Source organism: Halopseudomonas sp. (assembly GCF_036961105.1).
Lineage (GTDB): Bacteria > Pseudomonadota > Gammaproteobacteria > Pseudomonadales > Pseudomonadaceae > Halopseudomonas.
In genome coordinates this window covers 37902-61378 of record NZ_JBALWW010000019.1, presented here as the reverse complement: position 1 = coordinate 61378, position 23477 = coordinate 37902, and the positions used below count along the sequence as shown (strand labels likewise).

Here is a 23477-nt window from a genome sequence, read left to right as displayed (position 1 = left end):
GTGCCTTTGGCACAGCATGGTGATGTGGTTCGGGTAAAACGGCAACCGATTCGGCCGCCTTGAAAACCTTGTGTTCTGCCAATGCAAACGCTCATGAAAGCGAGTGGGTTGCACTCCTGGCATCGGCTGGTGCGTAGCCCGAGCATGCGCTCAGGCAGATCAGAAGTCGATACGATAGAAGAAATCCAGTGAGCTGGCAAAGCCGCTGACAGCCTCGAGATACAAGCGCTTGGTCAGGTCGTAACGCAACGCCAGTTGGTTGGCTGGTTCAAACACGCCGACCCCGTAACGTACGCTTAGCTTGTCGGTCAGGCTGCCGCTGGCGACAACCTGCGTGTCGGTGCCTTGGCCTTCGGATTCCACGGCAAAATCCTGCAGGCCGAGTGTATCGCCAATCGTCTGAGTTACCGGCGCGGCGCCGGCCAAGCCGAGCGAAAGGGCCGCCTGGCCAACCAGATTGCTGTCGCCCTCCTCACCCAGCGGTCGCCCCAATACCAGGTACGACATCGCCTCCTGTTGCGACATGGCCGGCTCGGAGAACACCTCGGAGGTAGGACTGGTGGCGCTGCCGGTCAAGCGCAAGCCGGCTACCACATCATCGACTTCACGGATGGCTTCGATGTTCATGTAAGGCTGGCTGATGGGCCCGGAAAACAGCAGGAGCGCGCGGCGCAGCTTCAAGTCTTGCCCCAGGCGTTTGATGCGCCCATCAAGAATGCGCAAATCGCCATTGGCGGTCATGTTTTCCTGCACCGTCAATTGCCCCTTCAGGCGGCCGGTCAGGCCAAAGGCAGAAAGGCGTAGCTGGTCTCCGATGATCAGTTGTACCCGCGCTGAGATGGCTAACGGAGATTCGGACTCTTCTTTCTTTTCCTGTCCGACAATCACCGTATCGGGTGAAACCTTCACGGCTTGCGGCGGTAACTCACGCACACTGATATCGCCCTCCGGAACAGCGATTTTACCGGTCACCTGCAAGGCATTGTCGCGCAGAGCTATGTCCAGATCGGGGCTGACGAAAAGATCGGCATAGGGTTCGACTGTCACCGGTAGCGCGTCGCCCTGCAGTGTCAGATCAATGTCCACCGGTGCCCAACCTACGACACCGCTGAGGCTGCCAGTGCCCCGTTCACCGCTGCGCCAGTCGCCGTCAATGCGCGCTTGCTGACCTTGTATCAGAATCTCGGCACTGAGCTGCTCCAGGCTGATCGGTAGCGAGGGGCCGCTGACGTGGCCGTCGCTCAGACGCAACTGACCATTGATCACCGGCTCGACAAGTTGACCACTCAGCTCACCCTGGCCGTTGAGCTGACCTTCAAATCGCTCTGCCTGCGGCACAAAAGGGCGCAAAAAGTCCAGCTTGAAACCCGCTATCTGGTAGTTGCCACGCAACGTCTGCTGGCCTGCCGGGTCTTGCACCTGTGCCTGCACTTCCAACTGACCTATGCTCTCGCTGTTGATGATCAATTGCGTGTCGGCCTGCGCGGCCCGCAGCTGGGTGGTGAATTCGATCAGCTCGTAGGGAAAGTCCAGGCTCTGTTCATCTTCGCGTACCTGGATGACGCCGTTGGCGCTGCTCACCCGCACATCTGCAGTAGGACGTTTGCCGGGTGCCTGGTTGAACTCGATCTGCGCGTTGAGCATGGCCTCCCAGTCAATGTCGTCGGGCATCCAGGGCCGTAGTGAGCCGAGATCGAAGTCCGTCAATGCCAGGTCGATCTTGCGCTCGGGCATCAGTGTCTGCTGACCGTTGAAGCACAAGCGTGCATCGGCGTGTTGCCAACAGTGTTCGCTCAGCTGCAAGCGCCCTGCCGACAATTGATACTGCAGGTCTGCTCCTTCCTGCAGCGTCCAATCAAACTGCCGATAGGCTAGCGAGCTTTGGGTCAGGCGACCCTGCCAACGCTGCTCGTTCAAATTACCCCGCAGGCGCACGGTGGCATCAACCAGCCCCTCACTCAGGTCCAGGGCCAGATTGTGACTGGTCTTATTACCTTCGGCCTGCACCACCAGGTTGCCAAGATCGCTGTCGCCACTACGCAATCCCTGGGCGCTAATCTGCGCATTACCGGGCAGCTCGTCTGACAGCCGCACGCGCCCGCTCAGGTTGAGCGCATCCACGCGCACCGCCGCGTAGCCAAGGTCACTTCCCTCCATTGACAGTTGGATGCCCGGGGCCTGCTCGGTGCCACTCAAGTTGACCTGTCCTGTCAGTACGCCTCGCAGCTCGGGCCAGAGTGTAGCCAGTTGATTCAGGCGTATATCCAGGTTGCCATTGACCTGTTCGCCCCACTGGCCCTGCCCGCTAATGCGGTTCTCGCCTTGGCGGATCAGCAGGTCGTTGACGTCCCAGGTAGCCTCTCCCTTGTTTACCCGGCCTTGCAATGCCAAGGGCTGCTGTCGCAAGGTGCCGTCGATGTCCCAGTTCGCCTGCACCTGCAAGGTGTCTGCACTCTGGCTGCCTTCCGTGTTCAGACTGCCGTTGAGCTGCCCCGGCAACTCGGCGACGAAAATCCCGGGATTAAGATCGCGCAGCTGAAATTCGCCATTCCAGGCTAACGTCGGCGTGAACACCAGATCAATACTGCCTTCGGCACTGCCGGCGGGAGTATCTACCCGTAGTGGCGTAATGTTCAGTGCCTGCTGAGTGCCTGCTACTGTTGCCTGCAGATCGATACTCTGGCCTGCGACCCCATTGAGCTTCGCAGTGAGTTCACTGTCTATCTGCTCACCTTGCAACGAGGCTTGCATGTCCAATTGCTGCAGCTCCACATCACCCAGGTCCTGCGGATAGAGCCAGTACCAGGGGAAAGCCTGTTGGAGTCTCAGTTCGGCATCAGCGGTCAACTCATCCTGCCAGTTCGCCTGCCCTTTCAACTCGACTTTGCGCTCAGGAGCTTCGCTTACGTACAGCAGCAGCTGCGCGTCGCTGACGCCCGTGGTTTGCGCCAGGGCAGATAACTGAAGCTGAATCTCGCCACCCTGCCCTGGCAGACTGGCGCCGGCCTGTACCGCAAAACCCTCCTCCAGGCTGCCGTGTACATCCAGCTGCAGGTTGTTCAGCGTCAATCCCTCCGGCAGGCTCTGCATGGCCAGGAACGAGTCACCCTGCCAATGCAGGCTGGCGGGCAGCTCGCTATCCAACACCGCAGCTTCGCCGCTCAGGGTGCCCTTGAGATAGCCATCGCTTTGCAGTTGCAGCGTAAGCTGTTGTTTCAGCTCGCCGGCAATATCCAGATCCACCCACCATTCGCGTTCGTCCACCGGCGGCAAATTGATGCGCCCGGCAAGCATCAGGGGCCAGTCGCCCTGCATCTGCAGCGCGCCACTCAAATGCCAATCAAGGTCCGGACCTGCTCCGGAAAACTCGCGGATATTCAGTTGATCGCCGCTGGCGTCGGCCTGTAGCACCAAATCGCTGAGCAAGGTGCTTTCCCCATCCAGCGATATCTGATCAATACGCACATCGCCCAACTCGATGGACAGTGGCAATGTGAACTGCGGGAGCGAGAAAGGCTCACTTGGCTCAGGCTCGGCGCTCGGCTCAGAGATAACGGTAATGGCGTGGCTGTAGAGCCGGTCAATACACAGACGTGCGCCAAACAGGCAGGAAGGTGACCATGCAAAATCAAGTTGATCAATTGTCAGCTCAAGTCCCTGCCCGCTCCAGGCAATGCGCTCAAATTGCCAGCCGTGCCAGAGATCGCCGCCGACAAAAGCCAGTTCAAGGCGCGGTTCCACCGCTTCAGCCTGGTCGAACAGCCAGCGATTAACCGTTTCGCTGCCCAGCGCCAGAAGCAACACCAGCAGCAGTACCAGCAATGCCAGCAGTGTGCGCAGGATGATTTTCATTGCCAGACGCATCAGAACTCGGGTCCCATGGAAAAGTGAATGCGATAGCCTTCGTCCGGATCGGACAGGGACTGAGCCACATCCACCCGCAGCGGCCCAATGGGCGACACCCAGCGAATACCCAGTCCCACGCTGGTCTTCAACGGATCCGTGGGCGAATCCACGGCATTCCCGTGATCGACAAAGACTGCTGCGCGCCACCGGTCAATGAATTCATATTGATATTCGGCAGTCGACGTCATCAGATATCGACCACCGACGTTTTCACCGGAACTGTCGACCGGAGACAGGGTCTGGTAGCCATAACCGCGGATACTCTGATCACCACCGGCAAAGAAGCGCAGCGAGGGTGGCAGGTTGCTGAAATCATTGGTAGCCAGAGCGCCCAATTGCAGCCGTCCAAGCAGCCGATGGCGATCAAACAGCGTATAGAGCCCCTTCACCTGCCCCATCACCCGAGCAAAGTCGACGGTGGAAATGAGCCCTTTCTTGGCGCCCTGCACGTCCATCAGCATGCTGTAACCTCGGGCGGGGTCGATACCGCCCGAGGTTTCGGTACGCAGTAGTACCATGCTCGGAATCAACAGGGTGCTGGTGCCCGAGTCCTCGCCCAGAGAGAAGATCTCATTTTGCACGCGCAGGCCAAGTGTGCGCTCCCAGCCGCTGTCGAGACGTTTGCGCAGCTCAGCCCCGGTGGCCAGGCTGCGGGTCTCGATGTCGTCAATATTCTCGTGTTGCCAACCCACGAAATAGCGCAGGTTGCTGGTGAGTGGCGGATCCAGGGGTACCTGGTAAAAGGCGCTGAGCTCCTGGCGAAGTTGAGACAACTCGGCGCTGGCACCCCGACTATGACCCTGAGGATTCAGATAATGTTGATCCCAGGTAAATTTGGTTCGCACACCCACATCGGTCGAGTAGCCGCCCCCAAAGCCCAATGAATGCGGATCTCGTTCGGTAAGAGCTACCTGTACGGGGATAACCCCATCGACCGCCTGGTCTGCCGGCGCCGAGACCTGCACGCTATTGAAGTAGCCACTGGAAAGCAGATCGCGATTGAACTGGCCAACCAGGTCGGCATCGTAGGGCTCGCCGGGCTTGAAGGGGATGAACCGGTCCAGCAGATCATCGCTGAACAAAGTATTGGTATAGCTGACCTCGCCCAGTTTGTAGCGCTCGCCGGTCAGATACGCGATATCGACGTCGGCGTGATTGGCGTCTGGATTTACCAGCAGTTGATGCTTGAGGTACTGCCCGGAAAAATATCCGTAACGCAGCGCGCGATTGCTGATCTGTGATTTGACGCTTTCATAATTATCGTGATTGAGGCGTTTGCCGGGCGCGAGATCGTCGGGCAAGGTCAGCGCAAAAGCATCGGTGCCCTTGCCCTCACCCTGAATATCCACCGATATCGTGTTCAGCCTTACCGGCTGCCCCAGGTCCACCTTGATTACCAGGGTGGGATCCTCTTCGCTGCCGCTAAAGTGGAGATAGTTGCGTGAGTGGTAGTAACCCAGGGCCTGCGCCGCCTGAGTCGCCTGTTGGTCGGCATGATCGAACAGGCGACGCAACTCTTCGCGGCTCCCCGCTTCGACCGGACCTATATAGGCCTCGATGTTGCGTTTGACGGCACGGTTTGACGGCTCGATCTGCACTTCCAGATCGGCCCACGCGAGTGGAGCCAGAAACATCAGACCTAGCAGTGGATTGAGTCGAACCATGCGCTCCTTCCTGAACTTTGCAGCCCGGCAATGCTAACATGTCCTGCGTTGCCGATTTGGCTCTGTGTGCCTGATTTAATTGTAATCTTTCATCTCCGCTCTGCCGTTGCCAGTGATGGCCGCGTGCGCTGGCTCAGGAACTGCTCATGAAATTAGTGTCCTTCAACATCAATGGCCTGCGGGCACGCCCCCACCAGCTTAGCGAACTGGTCGCGAAGCATTCTCCCGATGTCATCGGTCTGCAGGAGACCAAGGTGGACGACGCCCAGTTTCCACACCAACTGATTGAACACCTGGGGTATCACACCTATTTCCACGGTCAGAAAGGTCATTACGGCGTTGCACTGTTATGCCGGGATGAACCCCTATGGGTACGCAAGGGGTTGCCCAACGATGGCGAAGAGGCACAGCGCCGTATGATCAGCGCGGCAATCCCCTGTGCCGATGGCGAACCGCTGATTGTCTTCAACGGTTACTTCCCTCAGGGTGAGAGCCGTGACCACCCCACCAAGTTTCCTGCCAAACAGAAATTTTATGCCGACCTGCAGGCACATCTGGAGCAGGATTTTCGCCCGGACCAGCGTCTGGTGGTGATGGGCGACGTGAATGTCTCGGATACCGACTCCGACATCGGCATCGGCGCGGAGAACGCCAAACGCTGGTTGCGTACCGGTAAGTGCAGTTTCCTGCCGGAAGAACGTGAGTGGATGCAGCGGCTGAAGGACTGGGGCATGACGGACACCTTTCGTCACCTATACCCGGAGATTGACGACAAGTTCAGCTGGTTCGACTATCGCAGCCGGGGATTTGAAGACAACCCCAAACGCGGACTGCGCATCGATCTGATTCTAGCCAGCCAGGGGCTGAGAGACGCTTGTATCGACAGTGGCATCGACTACGACATCCGCAGCATGGAGAAACCCTCTGACCACGCGCCCATTTGGAGCCATTTCGCGCTCTAAGCCTCTTCGGGGCTGAGCAGAAATGAAAAAGCCCGAGCAGTCTGCCGACCGCTCGGGCTTTTCTTTTTGCGGCCCGTCAGGCCATCTCAGCCTCGGGCACTTCTATTTCCAGCTCACCGTCACGCAAGGTGATGTGCACGGTGCCGCCGTGCTCTGCCAGATCGCCAAACAGGATCTGCTCTGCCAACGGCCGTTTGATCTTCTCCTGGATCAGGCGCGCCATGGGGCGTGCGCCCATTAGCGGATCGTAGCCGTGTTCGGCCAGCCAGTTACGCGCCGTTTCGTCCACCTCAAGCAGTACGTGCTTGTCTTCCAGCTGCGCCTGCAGTTCGGTGAGGAACTTGTCCACCACAAACTTGATGCTTTCGTGGGTGAGCCGGCCGAACTGAATAATCGCATCCAGGCGGTTGCGGAACTCCGGCGTGAAGGACTTCTTGATCACTTCCATGCCATCGCTGCTGTGATCCTGATGTGTGAAGCCGATCGATGCACGGGTCATGGTCTCGGCGCCGGCATTGGTAGTCAACACAATGATCACATTGCGGAAGTCCGCCTTGCGGCCGTTGTTGTCGGTCAGGGTGCCGTGGTCCATCACCTGCAGCAACAGGTTGAACACCTCAGGGTGCGCCTTTTCGATTTCATCAAGCAGCAGCACGCAATGGGGGTTCTTGGTTACCGCCTCGGTCAGCAGACCGCCCTGATCGAAACCGACGTAGCCGGGAGGCGCACCGATCAAGCGTGAAACCGTATGCCGCTCCATGTATTCCGACATGTCAAAGCGCAGCAATTCAACACCCAGGCTTTTCGCCAGTTGCCGGGTAACTTCCGTCTTGCCTACCCCGGTAGGCCCGGAGAACAGGAAGGAACCAACCGGCTTATCGGCTGATTTGAGGCCTGCTCGCGACAGCTTGATCGCGGTAGAAAGCGCTTCGATGGCCGTGTCCTGACCAAAAACCACCAGTTTGAGATCGCGCTCCAGATTTTTCAGCAGTTCCTTGTCGCTGGATGAAACATGCTTGGGCGGGATGCGCGCGATTTTGGCTACTATCGATTCCACTTCGGCCACATCGATGAACTCGGGACGGTTCTCCGGCAGCTGCAGCCGCTGATAAGCCCCCGCCTCGTCGATTACATCAATGGCCTTGTCGGGCATGTGCCGGTCATTGATATAACGATCAGCCAACTCGGCGGCTGCCTTCAAGGCTTCATCGGTATAGCGAATGCTGTGGTGATCTTCAAAGCGGCTCTTGAGCCCCTTGAGAATCTGGATGGTGTCGGCGACTGAAGGTTCGACCACGTCCACTTTCTGAAAACGCCGCGCAAGCGCGCGGTCTTTTTCGAAAATACCGCGAAACTCCTGAAAAGTGGTCGAGCCAACGCAGCGAATCTCGCCCGACGACAGCAAAGGCTTGAGTAGATTGGACGCATCCATTACGCCGCCCGAGGCGGCACCGGCACCGATAATGGTATGAATTTCATCAATGAACAGAATTGCGTGCGGACGCTTGCGCAAGGCTTTGAGCAACGCCTTGAAGCGTTTCTCGAAGTCACCCCGGTACTTGGTACCCGCCAGCAGGGCGCCAAGATCCAGAGAGTAGACTACCGCCTCGGAGAGGATATCCGGCACTTCGCCGTCCACGATGCGCTTGGCCAAGCCTTCGGCAATGGCTGTTTTGCCCACGCCCGCTTCGCCCACCAGCAGCGGGTTGTTCTTGCGCCGGCGCATGAGAATCTGCGCGACGCGCTCGACTTCGGAAGCACGACCTACCAGCGGATCGATGCGACCCTTGCGCGCCTGCTCGTTCAGGTTGCTGGCGTAAGACTCCAGCGGATTGCTGGCGGTAGCGCCTTCGCCCCCTTCGTCATCAATGGACTCCTGATCATCGCTCATGGGCTCGGCATCACCCGGCACCTTGGAAATACCGTGCGAGATGAAATTGACGATATCGATACGGGCAATCTGCTGTTGCTTGAGGAAAAATACGGCTTGGCTTTCCTGCTCGCTGAAAATGGCCACCAACACGTTGGCACCGCTGACTTCGCCCTTGCCGGAGCTTTGCACATGAAAAACAGCGCGTTGCAGGACTCTCTGGAAGCCCAGAGTAGGCTGCGTCTCGCGGTCATGATCCTGTTTGGGAATCAGCGGGGTGGTCGAGTCAATGAACTCGGTCAGTTCGCGGCGCAGGCGATCCATATCAGCACCACAGGCGTTGAGCACGTCTACCGCAGCCTGGTTATCCAGCAGCGCCAGTAGCAAGTGTTCTACAGTCATGAATTCGTGGCGTTTGTTGCGGGCTTCCTTGAACGCCAGGTTCAGGGTGATCTCGAGATCTCTATTGAGCATGTTGCCACCTCATCTCACGCGATATACATCGCTTTGTTACGCTTCCCGCTCAATCTCGCACATCAGCGGGTGCTGGCATTCCTTCGCATAGTCGTTGACTTCCGCCGCTTTGGTTTCAGCGATGTCGCGGGTATAGATCCCGCACACCGCCCGACCCTCAGTATGCACCTTCAGCATGATCTGCGTAGCACTTTCGCGGTTGTGCGAAAAAAAACGTTCTAGCACCTCAACCACAAAGTCCATCGGCGTGTAGTCATCGTTGAGCATGACCACTTTGTAGCGCGATGGCGGCTTGAGCTCGGGCTTGCTGGTTTCCACTGCAAGACCGTGATCATCTTCGTGCTCTGGTTCACCGGAACCCTGAATTAAGGTTAGTTGAAATTCTGTCATTGAAAACATCTGTCGTTAGGCCGGTTGTGTTGGCAAATTGCCGCTCGTCTCAAAAGTGCGTACTGGTACACAGCTTCTCCGAGGCTGGCTTGACTTACCTCTATTAGCTGATAAAAAGTGTAAGTGTGCTTGACTGATCAGTCACCCTTTAGATGCCCCACCGACTTTCAGTCAGCACCAGCCGATGTACATTCACATGACGTGACAAGTTATCAGAGGGATGCAGTATGGAGAACGGTAAGGTCAAATGGTTCAACAACGCCAAAGGTTACGGGTTCATAGTAGCCGACGGCCGGGAAGAAGACCTTTTTGCACACTACTCAGCTATCCAGATGGATGGTTACAAAACACTGAAGGCCGGGCAACCGGTACGATTTGACATCATCCAGGGCCCCAAGGGATTGCATGCAGTCAACATTCAGTCTCCGGCTGAACAAGCTAGCAAGAAACAACTGGAAAATGAAGACGTTTTAGCCCAGGCGGCTACCAATCATTGACGTTCTCGACTGCTTTCCAGTCCACAAAACAAAGCCGGCGCAAGCCGGCTTTGTTGCTTTCGCAGCCTGGTGGCGTAACGGGTCGAGTAGCTCGACCCGTTAGCGGGCTTACATGGCAGCGATCAGGTCATCACCGAACTCGGAGCACTTGCGCAGTTTTGCGCCGTCCATCAGTCGCTCGAAGTCGTAGGTCACTGTCTTGTTGGCGATAGCGCCTTCAGTGCCCTTGATGATCAAATCGGCGGCCTCTACCCAACCCATGTGACGCAGCATCATTTCGGCAGACAGGATCAGCGAACCCGGGTTTACCTTGTCCTGACCGGCGTACTTGGGCGCTGTGCCGTGGGTGGCCTCGAACATGGCAACGGAGTCGGACAGGTTGGCGCCAGGTGCGATACCGATACCACCCACTTCTGCCGCCAGGGCGTCAGACAGGTAGTCGCCGTTCAGGTTAAGAGTGGCGATCACGTCGTACTCTGCCGGACGCAGCAGAATCTGTTGCAGCATGGCATCAGCAATCACGTCCTTGACGACAATATTCTTGCCGGTCTTGGGGTTCTTGAATTGCATCCAGGGACCACCGTCAAGCAGCTCTGCAGCAAACTCGTCGCGGGCGATGTCGTAGCCCCATTCCTTGAAGGCACCTTCGGTGAACTTCATGATGTTGCCCTTGTGCACGATAGTGACCGACTCGCGATCATTGTCTACCGCGTACTGCAGTGCCTTGCGGACCAGGCGCTTGGTACCTTCCTCGGAAACCGGCTTGATGCCGATACCGCACATGTCGGTGAAACGGATCTTGGTGGCGCCCATTTCTTCGGTGAGGAACTTGATGATCTTGGTAGCTTCTGGCGTGCCGGCCTTGAATTCAACGCCAGCGTAGATGTCTTCGGAGTTCTCGCGGAAGATGATCATGTCGACATCTTCAGGCTTCTTGACCGGGCTGGGCACACCGGTAAACCAGCGGACCGGACGTTGGCAGACGTACAGATCCAGCTCTTGGCGCAGAGCCACGTTCAAAGAACGGATGCCGCCGCCTACTGGCGTGGTCAGAGGTCCCTTGATAGATACAACGTATTCCTTGACCGCTTCCAGAGTCTCTTTTGGCAGCCAGGTATCCTGATCGTAAACCTGGGTGGCTTTCTCGCCGGCATAGACTTCCATCCAGGAAATCTTACGCTCGCCGCCATAGGCCTTTTCGACGGCCGCGTCGACGACCTTGATCATGACGGGGGAAATATCGGCACCAATTCCATCACCTTCGATATAAGGGATGACAGGATTGTTGGGCACATTCAGGGAAAGGTCGGCATTTACGGAAATTTTGTCGCCGCTGGCCGGAACTTGGATCTTTTGGTATCCCATTTTTGACTCCGTGTATGTTGTCGTTGTCACTAGCAGCCTGCAGGCGGGTAACCCGGAGGCTCTGAATAAGAATACGGATTTTGAGCTGCGATATTGTTGTAGTTTTCCTACATAATGTCACGCGTTTTTTACTTAGACTTAAGGTGAATACGGTTCGCCCACCCCATACGGGCGATTTGCACGGGGATCGACGGGATATTATGTAGTAACACTACAATACTCACTACAAGTCTTCGACTATCAGAATCCTAGTCGCTTTTGCTGTCAATGCTAGTCTCCGTGTTATCGAGCTGCGTGATGGTTCACCCATCAGCGGCTTTGCGCTACCCTATGCCACCTGCAGAGGGCCGATCATGCGTTTCACTCCCCACCTCACCGTTGCCTGTATCGTCGAAGACAAGGGCCGGTTTCTGATCGTCGAAGAAAGCCGCGAAGGCAGGATCGTGCTGAATCAGCCCGCTGGCCACCTTGAAGCCAACGAAACGCTGTTGCACGCGGCCGTGCGCGAAACCCGGGAAGAAACCGGCTGGAGCGTGGAGCTTACTACGGTAACCGGCTTGTATCTGTTCACCGCCGCAAATGGGGTGACCTACCAGCGAACCTGTTTTGCCGCCCTTCCCCGTGAACATCACGCTGGGCAATCGCTGGATCAGGGCATCATTCGGGCGCGCTGGATGACCCTTGAAGAACTTCAACACGAACGCCATAAACTGCGTAGTCACCTGGTACTCGATTGCATCACCGATTATCTGCACAAACCGCACTATTCACTGGATTTGATTCGCTAACATGAACACCTATACCGAAAAGGCACCCAACCAAACCCGCGTCATCGTCGGCATGTCCGGCGGAGTCGACTCTTCCGTCTCCGCGGCGCTCCTGCTGGAGCAAGGTTATCAGGTCGAAGGTCTGTTCATGAAAAACTGGGATGAAGACGATGGCACCGAGTATTGCACCGCCATGGATGACCTCGCCGATGCCCAATCCGTAAGCGATCGCCTCGGTATCAAGCTGCACACTGCCAACTTTGCTGCCGAATACTGGGACAACGTGTTCGAGCATTTTCTCGAGGAGTACAAGGCCGGGCGCACACCCAATCCGGACATCCTCTGCAACCGTGAAATCAAGTTCAAGGCCTTCCTCGATTACGCGCTTGCGCTGGGCGCTGACCTGATTGCCACCGGGCATTACGTACGCCGCGCCGAGCGAGATGGGCGCACCCTGTTGCTGCGAGGGATCGACGGCAATAAGGACCAGAGCTACTTTCTGCACGCAGTCGGCGCTGATCAGATCGCCCGCACTCTGTTCCCGGTGGGCGAGCTGGAAAAGCCCGAGGTGCGCCGCATTGCCGAGAAGTACGAATTGGCCACGGCGCGCAAGAAGGACTCTACCGGCATCTGTTTTATCGGTGAACGGCGCTTCAGTGACTTTCTCAAGCAGTACCTGCCGGCACAACCAGGCGACATACAGACCACTGACGGAGCAGTGATTGGCCGTCACCACGGCCTGATGTATCACACCATGGGTCAGCGGCAGGGCCTGGGTATCGGCGGCTTGCAGGGTGCCAGTGATGAACCCTGGTACGTGCTCAGAAAAGATCTGACCAACAATGTTCTGATAGTGGGCCAGGGTAATGAACACCCCTGGTTATTTTCCCGTGCGCTCACCTGCTCGAATATCTATTGGGTCAATCAGCCAGAGGTACTCGCGGGGCCGTTGCGGCTGACTGCCAAGGTTCGTTATCGCCAGCCGGATCAGGCCTGCGCACTGGAGCCGGTCTCGGGCGGCTATCGAATTGTGTTTGACGAGCCCCAGCGAGCAGTTACACCGGGGCAGTCTGTAGTGCTTTATCAAGGCGATGTCTGTCTGGGCGGCGGCGTCATAGAAAACGCAGAACCTGCCTTTGACGAGCGTGCAGCATGAGTCGTCTGCATGATCAGGTCATCGCGCTTGGCGCCATCTTTGAGGCTGCACTTCAGGTAGACAAGCTAGCCCGGAGCGGCCAGGCGGCAGAAGGCCCGGTTCGCTGTCTGGCCAGCAGCATTCTGATCACCTCTCCCGATAACGTGCTCAGTGTCTATGGTGGCAGTACGCACCAGATTCGCAGCGGTCTGCAGGCCCTCGAAGCCATGCTGGAGCGCGACACCGCCGCCCTGCAACGCGATGCTTTGCGCTATGTCATGAACCTGCTGACGCTTGAACGGCAACTGGCCAAACGTAGCGACATGCTGCAGGTGCTGGGCCAGCGTATCGGTCAGGCCGAACATCAGGTCGAGCATTTCGGCATTCTGCACGACAATGTCATGGCCTCGCTCGGCGCTACCTATCAGGACACCCTGAGCACCTTGCGCCTGCGCATTCAGGTCCAGGGCGATATGCGCTACCTGCAACAGCCGGATGTAGCCAACCGCATTCGCGCGCTGCTGCTGGCAGGCATTCGCGGTGCGACCCTGTGGCGTCAGGTCGGCGGGCATCGCTGGCAACTGTTATTTCAACGCAAGAAACTGCTGGACGCTACCCAGGCACTGCTGCATGGTTGAACTGGTCCGCCAGGACAACCCGCGCCAGGGTGCGATGCTGCTGGCGCTATCGGCTCTGCTGTTCGCTATCATGGGCGTGCTCATTCGCGAAGTCTCGATGGGCGTGAACAATGAAACCGTGGTGTTCTTTCGCAATCTGGTCGGTGTTTTCTTCTTTCTGCCGATGATGCTGATCAAAGGCCTTGCCCCCTTCCGCACCCAATGTTTGCGTAGCCACTTTCTGCGCACCTTCTACGGCCTCGGCGCCATGTACTGCTTTTTCTACGCCATTGCCCATCTGCCGCTGGCCGATGCCATGGTGTTTACCTATGCCGCGCCGGTGTTTACCCCGCTGATTGCATGGTGGTGGCTGCGCGAGAGTTTGAACACGCGGATCCTGGGCGTGGTACTGCTGGGCTTTATCGGTGTTCTGCTGGTTGCCAAACCAAGCGGCGCGCTCTTTGAACCCAAGGCGCTGGCGGGGATTGCAGCCAGCCTCCTGGCCGCCTCTGCTTTCGTGGCCATACGCGCCATGAGCAACACCGAGCCAGCCAGCCGTATCGTGTTCTACTTCGCGACCTTTTCTACCTTGCTATCAGCTATCCCCATGCTCTGGGCCTGGCAGCCGCTGAATACGCAGCAACTCGGATTGTTACTGGCGGTGGGCTTGGTAGCCACCACCAGCCAGTTGGTAATGTCGCGCGCCTACGCACTGGCGCCGCCGGGCAAAATCGGCCCGCTCAGCTACCTGGCCATCGTATTCTCCGCCCTGTTCGGCTGGTATCTGTGGGGCGAAATGCCTGGTTGGTCGTCCTGGGCCGGTGCCGGACTAATCTTCGCCGCCAGCCTGCTAAGCATTTCAGCAGCACCAAGCCGGACCAAAAGCGGCTGATTTGGTGTATGATTTGCGCCTTTTCCGCCAGCTTTTCTTGACGAGAACTCTTTTATGCAACTCTCCTCGCTGACCGCCGTATCTCCCGTTGATGGCCGCTACGGCAGCAAAACCGCCAGCCTGCGCTCTATTTTCAGTGAATACGGCCTGATCCGTTATCGCGTTCAGGTGGAAGTTCGCTGGCTACAATGTTTGGCCGCACACCCAGGCATCAGTGAAATCGGCCCCTTTTCAGCCGAAGCGAACCAGTTGCTCGATACCCTGGCGGAGAACTTTGAGCTGGCTCACGCCGAGCGCATCAAGGAGTTCGAGCGGACTACCAACCACGACGTCAAAGCCGTGGAATACCTGCTCAAGGAACAGGCCAAAACCCTGCCGGAGCTGGAAAAGGTCAGCGAGTTCATTCACTTCGCCTGCACCTCGGAAGACATCAACAATCTGTCGCATGCCCTGATGCTGCGTGCCGGTCGCGATGATGTGGTTCTGCCGCTGATGCGCCAGATCGCCGAGGCGATCCGCGCTCTGGCAATCGAACACGCTGCCGTACCCATGCTGTCGCGTACCCACGGCCAGCCCGCCTCGCCCACTACGCTTGGCAAGGAACTGGCGAACGTGGTTTACCGTCTGGAGCGGCAGATCAAGCAGATCGAGGGCATTCCGCTGCTCGGCAAGATCAACGGTGCCGTGGGCAACTACAATGCCCATCTGTCGGCTTATCCCGACATTGACTGGGAAGCCAACGCCCAGAGCTTTATCGAGGGCATTCTGGGGCTGGACTTCAATCCCTACACCACGCAGATCGAACCCCACGATTACATCGCCGAGTTGTTCGACGCGGTCGCCCGCTTCAATACCATTCTGATCGATTTCGATCGCGACATCTGGGGCTATATTTCCCTGGGCTACTTCAAGCAGAAGACCGTTGCCGGCGAGATTGGCTCTTCCACCATGCCGCACAAGGTCAACCCGATCGACTTTGAGAACTCGGAAGGTAATCTGGGTATCGCCAACGCCATCATGCAGCACCTGGCGAGTAAGCTGCCAATCTCGCGCTGGCAGCGTGACCTCACCGACTCAACCGTGCTGCGCAACCTGGGCGTAGGTTTTGCCCACAGTGTTATCGCCTATGAGTCTTCTCTCAAGGGCATAGGCAAGCTGGAGCTGAACGCCAAGCGGATCGCCGAAGACCTGGATAACTGCTGGGAAGTCCTGGCCGAGCCGATCCAGACGGTAATGCGTCGCTTCGGTGTGGAGAACGCCTACGAAAAGCTCAAGGACCTGACGCGCGGCAAGGGCATCACGCCACAAGCCCTGCTGGAATTCGTCGAAGGCCTGGAAATTCCGGACGCTGCCAAGCAGGAGCTGAAAACCCTCACCCCCGCCACTTATATCGGCAGCGCTGTGGCGCAGGCAAAACGTATTTAAGATCGCGTGGGTCAGCTTGCCGACTGCTAGTCTGCATAGACTGATCCCGCTTACCCAACAACGCAAAACGCCCGGGTCTGCCGGGCGTTTTGCTGTTTCAGGATTGCACAACCATGACTTCAGAATTTGATGCACTGCTTGGCGACGTTGGCGTTGAACGCTTTCTGCGAGAGTACTGGCAGCGTAAGCCGCTGTTGATTCGGCAAGCGATCCCTGGCTATAGCAGCCCCATAGAGCCGAACGAGCTGGCCGGTCTGTCATTGGAAGAAGAGGTGGAGTCGCGCATCGTCCTCAAGGATGGCGAGCATCCTTGGCAACTGCGCCGCGGGCCCTTTGCTGATGAGGACTACCAGCAGCTACCGGAAAAGGACTGGACCTTGCTTGTACAGGCCGTGGATCAGTTCGTGCCAGAGGTAGCCGACTTGCTGCAGCGTTTTCGCTTTCTGCCAACCTGGCGCCTGGATGACGTCATGATCAGTTATGCCACCCCGGGCGGCGGCGTGGGTCCGCATTTCGATAACTACGATGTCTTCCTGTTACAGGCCGAAGGACAGCGGCGCTGGCGCATCGGGCAGCACTGCAGCAGTGAAAGTCCGCTGCAGGACAATCCCGACCTGCGCATCCTGAGAGACTTCGACTGTCAGGATGAATGGGTACTGGAGCCCGGCGACATGCTGTATATACCGCCGGGGGTCGCCCACGACGGGGTTGCCGAAACGGACTGCCTGACGTTTTCCATTGGTTTTCGCGCGCCAAGTTATCAGGAAGTTCTGGTGCATTTCACCGATTATCTGGCCCACCAGCTGAACGACGACGCGCGCTACAGTGACGCAGGTCTCAAACAGCCACAAGATCCGGCCGCCATTGATCCGGAAGCCGTGGACCGCCTGCAACAAAGCCTGCTTGCTCTGGTCCAAGACAAAGAGGCGCTGGCCACCTGGTTCGGTCGTCATATGACCGAGACGCGCTACCCTGAATTGATGCAGAGTTATATAGATGAGGATGCGGACTTACGGGCTGGTCTGAGTGAAGGGCAGGCCCTGCTGCATAATCCCAGCGTCAGGTTGGCCTATCGCGTGGCCGCGAACGACCAGATCCAGGTGTTTGCTTCGGGCGAACACTGCGCCGTACCGAGCCGCTTGTTGGCGCTGGTTCAACTGATATGCAACCAGGCTTACCTGGCGCCGCAGTCGCTTGAGCAATGGCATCAGGACGACGAAGCCATGGAACTATTGGAACAATTGCTCGACAAGGGGTATCTCCTGCTGGAGAGGGATGATGAATGAGATACATATTACAAAGGTTCCCTGGGTAGAGGCCAAGACGCTTCGCGATATACGCCAACAGGTGTTCATCGACGAGCAAGGCGTTCCTGAAGACCTGGAATGGGATACGCAGGACGAGAACGCCAGTCATTTCCTGCTCTTTTTTCAGGAGCAGCCCGTGGCTACCGCACGCCTGCTCGGTGATGGGCATATTGGTCGCGTCGCTGTGCTGCCCAGCCATCGAGGCCAAGGCCTTGGAGCGCAGATCATGCAGCATCTGATCGCCTATGCCCGCGCCGAAGACATGCCCGAGCTGCATCTCAGCGCTCAAGTGCAGGCGATCGGATTTTATCGGAAGCTGGGTTTCAGCCCCTGCTCCAGCGAATACCTGGATGCCGGCATCCCTCATCTCGACATGTGCTGGCAAGCCAGCGACCAGGTCGATACCGAATTACCGGCTATCGAGTTCAATTCGCCCGGTGTTTTCAGCATTCTCAATCCCGAAACCAGCAGCACTCTGGCCAGCTCTGCTGCGCTCGGCGCTGCCGGCTTGCAACCGCTGGACGAGGCCGCGACGCCGGGCCAGGCCGCAGCTCTGGTAGACCAGTCCCGACGCCGACTACGCCTCTACTCGCCCGAACAGGGGCGCTGGCTGTTTAATCGTCAAGACTTCATCAGCGCCTGCGAACGGCTGATCGCGCGAGATGGCAAGGCGCGTATTCAGATACTTCTGCAGCGAGTTGAGGCAGAGTTTTTACAGGGCCGCACGCTTCTGAGCTTGGCGCACCGCTTTCCCAGCCTGTGTGAAATACGTGTACAGCACCCCGAGCTTCCCAAACAACGCCACTTGCAACTGATGACTGACGCTCATGGCTTTCTCATGCTGCCCGACTGTCGTGTGCGTGAAGGATTTGTCCGCGAGTACAGTCCGGATCAGGTAAAACGCTGGGCCAGCCAGTTCGACGAGCTATGGGCCAGTAGCCAGAGCGACCCAGCGATCAGGAGGTTTTTGCTATGAAGCCGCGCCTTGCCATCAAACTCATCAGTTGGTTTGCGCTGTCCATTGTCATGTTTTATGCCAATGCAGCGCCCACAACCGAGGTAGTTCCGCTGGGCTACAACATGGCCGAGGATGTAATCCCTGCCCTGCAACCCATGCTGCGCTCCGATGAACGAGTCTCCGCTTATGGCAATCAACTGCTGATACGCGCTGAACCGGCACGCATCGTGGAAATCAAATCGCTGCTGAACCAGATAGACAAACAACCCTCGAGACTCTTGATCAGCGTCTCCAGCAGCGGTGGCAGCAGCGGTGTCGAGCGCGGCTATCAGGTAGATGGGCGCATACAGACTGGCCCTGCCGATATCATTGTCGGCAATCCCAGCAACGGCAATCAGGCGCGCATCATCAACCGGGAAACCCGCTCTGCAAATGACGGGGTGCGTCAGATCACGGCCAATGAAGGCTATCCGGTACTGATCCAGAGCGGTCAAAGTGTGCCCCTCACCACCCGTACCACCGACGCCTATGGCCGCATAGTGGAACAGACCCAGTATCGCGACGTGACCCAGGGGTTTTATGCAACGGTGCGCCTCAATGGAGATCGGGCCACTATTACCCTCAGCGCCAACAACAACCGCATCAACCGCAGCCATCAGGACGTTATTGATGTTCAACGCACCGACACGGTAGTGACCGCGCAGCTGGGTGAGTGGGTAACCGTTGGCGGCCTCGACGATGCAGGCCGTGGTAGCGATGGAGACATAGGCCGCCGGATTTCCACGCAAAGCCAGTCTAGCGGTAGCGTACGACTGAAGGTCGAGCGCCTCAACTAGGGCGCTTCGCGGCCGACTACACGCGCAAACCGGGTCATGGTCATAGCCATGTAGTGCCTTAAAAAAAACACTACACCTCATTGACTTATAGGGGCCAAAGTCTCATTATTGCGTCGCTCCCGCTAGCCAGAGGCCTCATATAGGTCTCCGAGTCGACGCCCATACCAACGGCCCGACCCGTGTCTTTACCGCTCACAAGGCCGTTTGACGAGGTGGCGACTGGAACGAAAGTTGTCCTGAGGGACGGGGAAGCGATTTAACTAGACAATGGGTGTTCAGCAGCCAGAATCTGTCACGACGGATACGCCGTTCAGAGAGATTTCTTGCCTGTCGCGCTTGTCATCCCCCTTCTGATTTGACATCTCTCCAGTTTCCTCCTTTCATCAGTCAAACGTTGCCCGGACGGTTTTGCGGCAAGCGGAGCATGGGTCAACAAATCGTGCTGAACCTAACGCAAACTTTGAAGGATGGACCATGTCAGCTTATCAAAACGACATCAAAGCAGCTGCCGAGCTGAAAGAGAAAGCAGGTAGTGGCTGGAGCGCAATCAACCCGGAATCCGTCGCTCGCATGCGTGCGCAGAACCGTTTCAAAACCGGTCTGGACGTTGCCAAGTACACCGCGGCCATCATGCGCAAGGATATGGCTGAATACGACGCCGACACTTCCCTGTACACCCAATCCCTGGGTTGCTGGCACGGCTTCATCGGTCAGCAGAAGCTGATCTCCATCAAAAAGCACCTGAAAACCACCAACAAGCGTTACCTGTATCTGTCTGGCTGGATGGTTGCTGCCCTGCGTTCCGAGTTCGGCCCGCTGCCTGACCAGTCCATGCACGAGAAGACTTCCGTTGCCGCTCTGATCGAAGAGCTGTACACCTTCCTGCGTCAAGCTGATGCCCGTGAACTGGACCTGCTGTTCACCGCTCTGGACGCTGCTCGCGAAGCTGGCGACCAGGCCAAGGCTGCTGAAATCCAGTCCCAGATCGACAACTACGAAACTCACGTAGTGCCGATCATCGCCGACATCGACGCTGGTTTCGGTAACGCCGAAGCGACCTACCTGCTGGCCAAGAAGATGATCGAAGCTGGTGCCTGCTGCATCCAGATCGAAAACCAGGTTTCCGACGAGAAGCAGTGCGGTCACCAGGACGGCAAAGTAACCGTTCCGCACTCCGACTTCCTCGCCAAGATCAACGCTGTTCGCTACGCCTTCCTCGAGCTGGGCGTTGACGACGGTGTCATCGTTGCCCGTACCGACTCCCTGGGCGCCGGCCTGACCAAGCAGATCGCCGTCACCAACGAGCCGGGCGACCTGGGCGACCAGTACAACAGCTTCCTGGACGGTGACTACATCACCAGCGCTGACGACATCCAGAACGGCGACGTTGTAATCAAGTCCAATGGCAAACTGCTCAAGCCCAAGCGTCTGGCTTCCGGCCTGTTCCAGTTCCGCAAGGACACCGGTGTTGACCGCGTTGTTCTGGACTGTATCACCAGCCTGCAAAACGGTGCCGACCTGCTGTGGATCGAAACCGAGAAGCCGCACGTTGGTCAGATCGCCGAAATGGTTAACCGTATCCGCGAAGTCGTACCGAACGCCAAGCTGGTTTACAACAACAGCCCGTCCTTCAACTGGACTCTGAACTTCCGCCAGCAGGTATTCGATGCCATGGTTGAAGAAGGCAAGGACGTTTCTGCATACGACCGCGCCAAGCTGATGAGCGTTGAGTACGATGAGACCGAACTGGCTCAACTGGCTGACGAGAAGATCCGTACCTTCCAGGCCGATGCGTCCCGTGAAGCAGGTATCTTCCACCACCTGATCACCCTGCCGACTTACCACACTGCTGCGCTGTCCACCGACAACCTGGCAAAAGGCTACTTCGACAAGGAAGGCATGCTGGCTTACGTCAAGGGCGTTCAGCGTCAGGAAATCCGTCAGGGTATCGCCTGCGTCAAGCACCAGAACATGGCTGGCTCCGACATCGGTGACAACCATAAAGAGTACTTCGCTGGCGAAGCTGCTCTGAAAGCGGGTGGCAAGGATAACACCATGAACCAGTTCGGCTGATAGCCAACTGATTCAACGGATGCTTGCATCCGTGGTGTAGAAAAGACCGCCTAACCGGCGGTCTTTTTTTATCTATCGCCCGGGTTTGCGCTCAGGTAGAATGCCCGACTTGAACACCACCCCGCCCTGCTAGTCACATCCCCCAGGTAACAAGGCTTTATTCGCTATGGCACGTCTGCAACTCGAGTTTCCCGAAAACCAGTTCTATTTCACTACCCAGTTGACGGTACGGATCACCGATATCAACTCCGGCAAGCACCTTGCCAATGATTCGATGATATCCATGATTTCGGAGGCTCGCGCACGCTTTCTCTACCAGTTCGGTATTGAGGAAGTCAGTGTGAATGATATCGGCATCATAGTAACCGACCTGGCCACCACCTACCGCCGCGAAGCCTTCGCCCGCGACGCCTTGATCTTCGAGGTGGGCCTGATGGATCTGAACCGTTATGGCGGAGACATCATCTTCCGTATCACCAAGGCAGCGGATGGCGATCTCGTTGCGCTGGCCAAATCCGGCTTTGTGTTCTATCACTTCAGTTCGTCCAAGGTTTGCCCCATGCCAGAGGACTTCCGCCTTCGTTTCCCAGGCGTCAATTCGATCGAAGAGTGAGATGCTGCGCTTCGTATACATTTTTAAAAGATATAAAAAAACCCGGCCTAAGCCGGGTTTTTTTGTCTGGATACGTTATTAACGTACTTCGACTTCTGCTTCAACTTCTGCTTCCACGCGACGGTTCATCGCACGGCCTTCATCAGTTGAGTTGTCAGCAATCGGGCGGGCCTCGCCGTAACCGGCAGAGCTCACACGTGAGCCGTCAACACCTTCTTCGACCAGAGCTTCACGAACGGCATTCGCACGACGCTCGGACAGGTTCTGGTTATAGGCATCGCTACCTACAGAGTCAGTGTGACCTTCAACGGTAGTGGTAACCGAAGGATAGGTCTTCATGAACTCAGCCAGGCTCTGGATATCTTGGCGGAACTCAGGACGGATAGTGTCTTTGTCGAAATCAAAGAGAACGTCCAGTTCTACGCGAACTGACTGCATCTCTGGAGCCGGCTCAGGCTGGGGCATCGGTGCAGGAGCGGCGGCAACAACTGCCTCTTCCTTCTTGGAACCGAAGTTGATACCCAGACCTACACCTGCTTGCCATTCGGTATTGCCGTGATCAAAACCGTAGAGCGCGTCAACACCGGCCTTCACGAAGAAGTTCTCGTTCAGGTAGTTTTTGATACCAACGCCGGCCATGGCCATGGTGGTACGGTCATCTGCAGTGCTGTTGATTTGGTCAAGCTCTTGATGAGCCAACCCAGCAGAGATGTAAGGACGAATGTTGTTTTCGCCGAAGTGATAAACAGCTTCTACCTGAGCGAGCTTGCCATCAATCTCTTCATTGGTGATCTCGGAGTCCAGGTTCTTGTACTTACCCAGGCCGATATTCAACAAGACGTCGTCGGTAACGAAGTAACCCAGGCTACCACCCACCAGAGTGCCGTCGTTCATGTCATACATGCTGTCAGTGAAGTAACGATCCGCAAAGGCTTCGACTTCCACAGAACCCTGCTGGCTCATGGCCATAGCAGGAATGCTGGACGCAGCAATCGCAGAACCAACAACGAGACCCACAGTGTTTTTCAATTTCATCATTGAATCCCCATCAAATCCATTAGGACGTTAAGCTTACGCAAAACCCACGCGCAGTATAACTGAATTACGCTAACAACTATACAAGCCCTATATGAAAGGGCTGTCAATATGATCACGCAATTTTTCCAGCACGCGTTTATAGCGCATTTTAGTCGCACTTAAACCCATGTGCATAATATTGGCAATTTCTTGGAACTCAAGTTCCGCAACAAATCGCAAAACCAGAATTTCTCTGTCGATCGGATTGACATGCGCCAGTAGTTTGTTCAGCCCTTGAGACTCTCCCACGGGTGCTTCGGGCTCGATTTCTTCCTCTTGCCCATCCAGGCTGAGAGCCTCTAGCAAGCGCTTCTTGCGCTTTTCCTTGCGGTATTGAGTAATACATTCGTTGTAGGTAATGCTGTATAGCCAGGTCTTGAATTTGGCTTTGCCCTCAAAATGCTTGAGACCATGCAAAACTTTCAGCATTACCTCTTGGCAAACGTCGTCGGCATCGCGTTCATTGCCCAGATAGCGAGCGCACACATTAAACAAAGTGCGCTGATAGCGGCGCATCAGCTCTTCGTAAGCAATAGTAGTGTGAAGCAGCTCACCTTTTGCGGCGATGACCAGTTCTTCATCACTCAGAGCTGCCGGGTTGTAGCAGCGGCGAGGTTCGTTACGGCTGGTCAAGGCTTATGAGTCTTTG

At 56.9% G+C, this 23477-nt stretch carries 19 protein-coding genes; 12 read left to right on the top strand and 7 right to left on the bottom strand.

Features of this window, described 5'->3' with window-relative positions:
* Positions 1-159: 159 nt before the first annotated feature.
* Complete coding sequence (locus V7756_RS15555; RefSeq protein ID WP_335611112.1) at positions 160-3852, bottom strand: translocation/assembly module TamB domain-containing protein; 3693 nt, start codon at positions 3850-3852, stop codon at positions 160-162.
* Positions 3853-3863: 11 nt separating this feature from the next.
* Complete coding sequence (locus V7756_RS15550) at positions 3864-5570, bottom strand: autotransporter assembly complex protein TamA (protein ID WP_335611111.1); 1707 nt, start codon at positions 5568-5570, stop codon at positions 3864-3866.
* A 146-nt stretch (positions 5571-5716) separates the two neighbouring features.
* On the opposite strand from V7756_RS15550, the gene xthA reads away from it, so the two are divergent.
* The gene (gene xthA, locus V7756_RS15545) at positions 5717-6532 is read left to right on the top strand and encodes an exodeoxyribonuclease III (RefSeq protein WP_335611110.1); all 816 of its coding nucleotides are present in this window, start codon (positions 5717-5719) and stop codon (positions 6530-6532) included.
* Between the two features lie 76 nt (positions 6533-6608).
* Here the strand turns inward: xthA and clpA are convergent, their stop codons facing one another.
* Both clpA and clpS read right to left on the bottom strand, forming a co-directional pair.
* A complete protein-coding gene (gene clpA, locus V7756_RS15540) occupies positions 6609-8876 on the bottom strand; it encodes an ATP-dependent Clp protease ATP-binding subunit ClpA (protein ID WP_335611109.1) in 2268 nt (755 codons plus the stop codon).
* Between the two features lie 36 nt (positions 8877-8912).
* Complete coding sequence (clpS, locus tag V7756_RS15535) at positions 8913-9266, bottom strand: ATP-dependent Clp protease adapter ClpS (RefSeq protein ID WP_442909016.1); 354 nt, start codon at positions 9264-9266, stop codon at positions 8913-8915.
* 227 nt (positions 9267-9493) lie between these two features.
* On the opposite strand from clpS, the gene cspD reads away from it, so the two are divergent.
* On the top strand, positions 9494-9763 hold the full coding sequence (gene cspD, locus V7756_RS15530; protein ID WP_442909015.1) for a cold shock domain-containing protein CspD: 270 nt from the start codon (positions 9494-9496) through the stop codon (positions 9761-9763).
* A 108-nt stretch (positions 9764-9871) separates the two neighbouring features.
* Here the strand turns inward: cspD and icd are convergent, their stop codons facing one another.
* On the bottom strand, positions 9872-11128 hold the full coding sequence (icd, locus tag V7756_RS15525; protein ID WP_335611107.1) for an NADP-dependent isocitrate dehydrogenase: 1257 nt from the start codon (positions 11126-11128) through the stop codon (positions 9872-9874).
* A gap of 353 nt (positions 11129-11481) precedes the next feature.
* Between icd and V7756_RS15520 the strand changes: the two genes are divergently transcribed.
* From V7756_RS15520 to V7756_RS15475, 10 genes are all read left to right on the top strand, one after another.
* On the top strand, positions 11482-11916 hold the full coding sequence (locus V7756_RS15520; protein ID WP_335611106.1) for an NUDIX hydrolase: 435 nt from the start codon (positions 11482-11484) through the stop codon (positions 11914-11916).
* Between the two features lies 1 nt (position 11917).
* Positions 11918-13051: a tRNA 2-thiouridine(34) synthase MnmA gene (mnmA, locus tag V7756_RS15515; RefSeq protein ID WP_335611105.1), complete on the top strand. Its 1134-nt coding sequence runs from the start codon at positions 11918-11920 to the stop codon at positions 13049-13051.
* Positions 13048-13668 (top strand): high frequency lysogenization protein HflD, encoded by a 621-nt coding sequence (gene hflD, locus V7756_RS15510; protein ID WP_335611104.1) that lies wholly within the window; start codon positions 13048-13050, stop codon positions 13666-13668. The genes mnmA and hflD overlap by 4 nt, the downstream gene beginning before the upstream one ends.
* Positions 13661-14539, top strand: coding sequence for a DMT family transporter (locus V7756_RS15505; RefSeq protein WP_335611103.1), 879 nt, complete (start codon positions 13661-13663; stop codon positions 14537-14539). The genes hflD and V7756_RS15505 overlap by 8 nt, the downstream gene beginning before the upstream one ends.
* Positions 14540-14593: 54 nt before the next feature.
* The gene (gene purB, locus V7756_RS15500) at positions 14594-15964 is read left to right on the top strand and encodes an adenylosuccinate lyase (RefSeq protein ID WP_335611102.1); all 1371 of its coding nucleotides are present in this window, start codon (positions 14594-14596) and stop codon (positions 15962-15964) included.
* Positions 15965-16077: 113 nt separating this feature from the next.
* Positions 16078-17250 (top strand): cupin domain-containing protein, encoded by a 1173-nt coding sequence (locus V7756_RS15495; protein ID WP_335611101.1) that lies wholly within the window; start codon positions 16078-16080, stop codon positions 17248-17250.
* Complete coding sequence (locus tag V7756_RS15490) at positions 17243-18247, top strand: GNAT family N-acetyltransferase (protein WP_335611100.1); 1005 nt, start codon at positions 17243-17245, stop codon at positions 18245-18247. Before V7756_RS15495 ends, V7756_RS15490 begins: the two co-directional genes overlap by 8 nt.
* A complete protein-coding gene (locus V7756_RS15485) occupies positions 18244-19065 on the top strand; it encodes a secretin N-terminal domain-containing protein (protein WP_335611099.1) in 822 nt (273 codons plus the stop codon). Before V7756_RS15490 ends, V7756_RS15485 begins: the two co-directional genes overlap by 4 nt.
* A 474-nt stretch (positions 19066-19539) precedes the next feature.
* Complete coding sequence (locus V7756_RS15480; protein WP_335611098.1) at positions 19540-21138, top strand: isocitrate lyase; 1599 nt, start codon at positions 19540-19542, stop codon at positions 21136-21138.
* Between the two features lie 166 nt (positions 21139-21304).
* A complete protein-coding gene (locus V7756_RS15475) occupies positions 21305-21751 on the top strand; it encodes a thioesterase family protein (RefSeq protein WP_335611097.1) in 447 nt (148 codons plus the stop codon).
* Positions 21752-21829: 78 nt separating this feature from the next.
* Here the strand turns inward: V7756_RS15475 and V7756_RS15470 are convergent, their stop codons facing one another.
* Positions 21830-22786 (bottom strand): OmpA family protein, encoded by a 957-nt coding sequence (locus V7756_RS15470; RefSeq protein ID WP_335611096.1) that lies wholly within the window; start codon positions 22784-22786, stop codon positions 21830-21832.
* A 90-nt stretch (positions 22787-22876) separates the two neighbouring features.
* A complete protein-coding gene (gene sigX, locus V7756_RS15465; protein ID WP_335611095.1) occupies positions 22877-23461 on the bottom strand; it encodes an RNA polymerase sigma factor SigX in 585 nt (194 codons plus the stop codon).
* Positions 23462-23477 lie beyond the last annotated feature (16 nt).

What these genes read in the sequence shown, in the direction of transcription:
- V7756_RS15555 (WP_335611112.1), bottom strand. Translation starts at nt 3,852, where the DNA reads ATGAAAATCATCCTGCGCACACTGCTGGCATTGCTGGTACTGCTGCTG.
- V7756_RS15550 (WP_335611111.1), bottom strand. Translation starts at nt 5,570, where the DNA reads ATGGTTCGACTCAATCCACTGCTAGGTCTGATGTTTCTGGCTCCACTC.
- xthA (WP_335611110.1), top strand. Translation starts at nt 5,717, where the DNA reads ATGAAATTAGTGTCCTTCAACATCAATGGCCTGCGGGCACGCCCCCAC.
- clpA (WP_335611109.1), bottom strand. Translation starts at nt 8,876, where the DNA reads ATGCTCAATAGAGATCTCGAGATCACCCTGAACCTGGCGTTCAAGGAA.
- clpS (WP_442909016.1), bottom strand. Translation starts at nt 9,266, where the DNA reads ATGACAGAATTTCAACTAACCTTAATTCAGGGTTCCGGTGAACCAGAG.
- cspD (WP_442909015.1), top strand. Translation starts at nt 9,494, where the DNA reads ATGGAGAACGGTAAGGTCAAATGGTTCAACAACGCCAAAGGTTACGGG.
- icd (WP_335611107.1), bottom strand. Translation starts at nt 11,128, where the DNA reads ATGGGATACCAAAAGATCCAAGTTCCGGCCAGCGGCGACAAAATTTCC.
- V7756_RS15520 (WP_335611106.1), top strand. Translation starts at nt 11,482, where the DNA reads ATGCGTTTCACTCCCCACCTCACCGTTGCCTGTATCGTCGAAGACAAG.
- mnmA (WP_335611105.1), top strand. Translation starts at nt 11,918, where the DNA reads ATGAACACCTATACCGAAAAGGCACCCAACCAAACCCGCGTCATCGTC.
- hflD (WP_335611104.1), top strand. Translation starts at nt 13,048, where the DNA reads ATGAGTCGTCTGCATGATCAGGTCATCGCGCTTGGCGCCATCTTTGAG.
- V7756_RS15505 (WP_335611103.1), top strand. Translation starts at nt 13,661, where the DNA reads ATGGTTGAACTGGTCCGCCAGGACAACCCGCGCCAGGGTGCGATGCTG.
- purB (WP_335611102.1), top strand. Translation starts at nt 14,594, where the DNA reads ATGCAACTCTCCTCGCTGACCGCCGTATCTCCCGTTGATGGCCGCTAC.
- V7756_RS15495 (WP_335611101.1), top strand. Translation starts at nt 16,078, where the DNA reads ATGACTTCAGAATTTGATGCACTGCTTGGCGACGTTGGCGTTGAACGC.
- V7756_RS15490 (WP_335611100.1), top strand. Translation starts at nt 17,243, where the DNA reads ATGAATGAGATACATATTACAAAGGTTCCCTGGGTAGAGGCCAAGACG.
- V7756_RS15485 (WP_335611099.1), top strand. Translation starts at nt 18,244, where the DNA reads ATGAAGCCGCGCCTTGCCATCAAACTCATCAGTTGGTTTGCGCTGTCC.
- V7756_RS15480 (WP_335611098.1), top strand. Translation starts at nt 19,540, where the DNA reads ATGTCAGCTTATCAAAACGACATCAAAGCAGCTGCCGAGCTGAAAGAG.
- V7756_RS15475 (WP_335611097.1), top strand. Translation starts at nt 21,305, where the DNA reads ATGGCACGTCTGCAACTCGAGTTTCCCGAAAACCAGTTCTATTTCACT.
- V7756_RS15470 (WP_335611096.1), bottom strand. Translation starts at nt 22,786, where the DNA reads ATGAAATTGAAAAACACTGTGGGTCTCGTTGTTGGTTCTGCGATTGCT.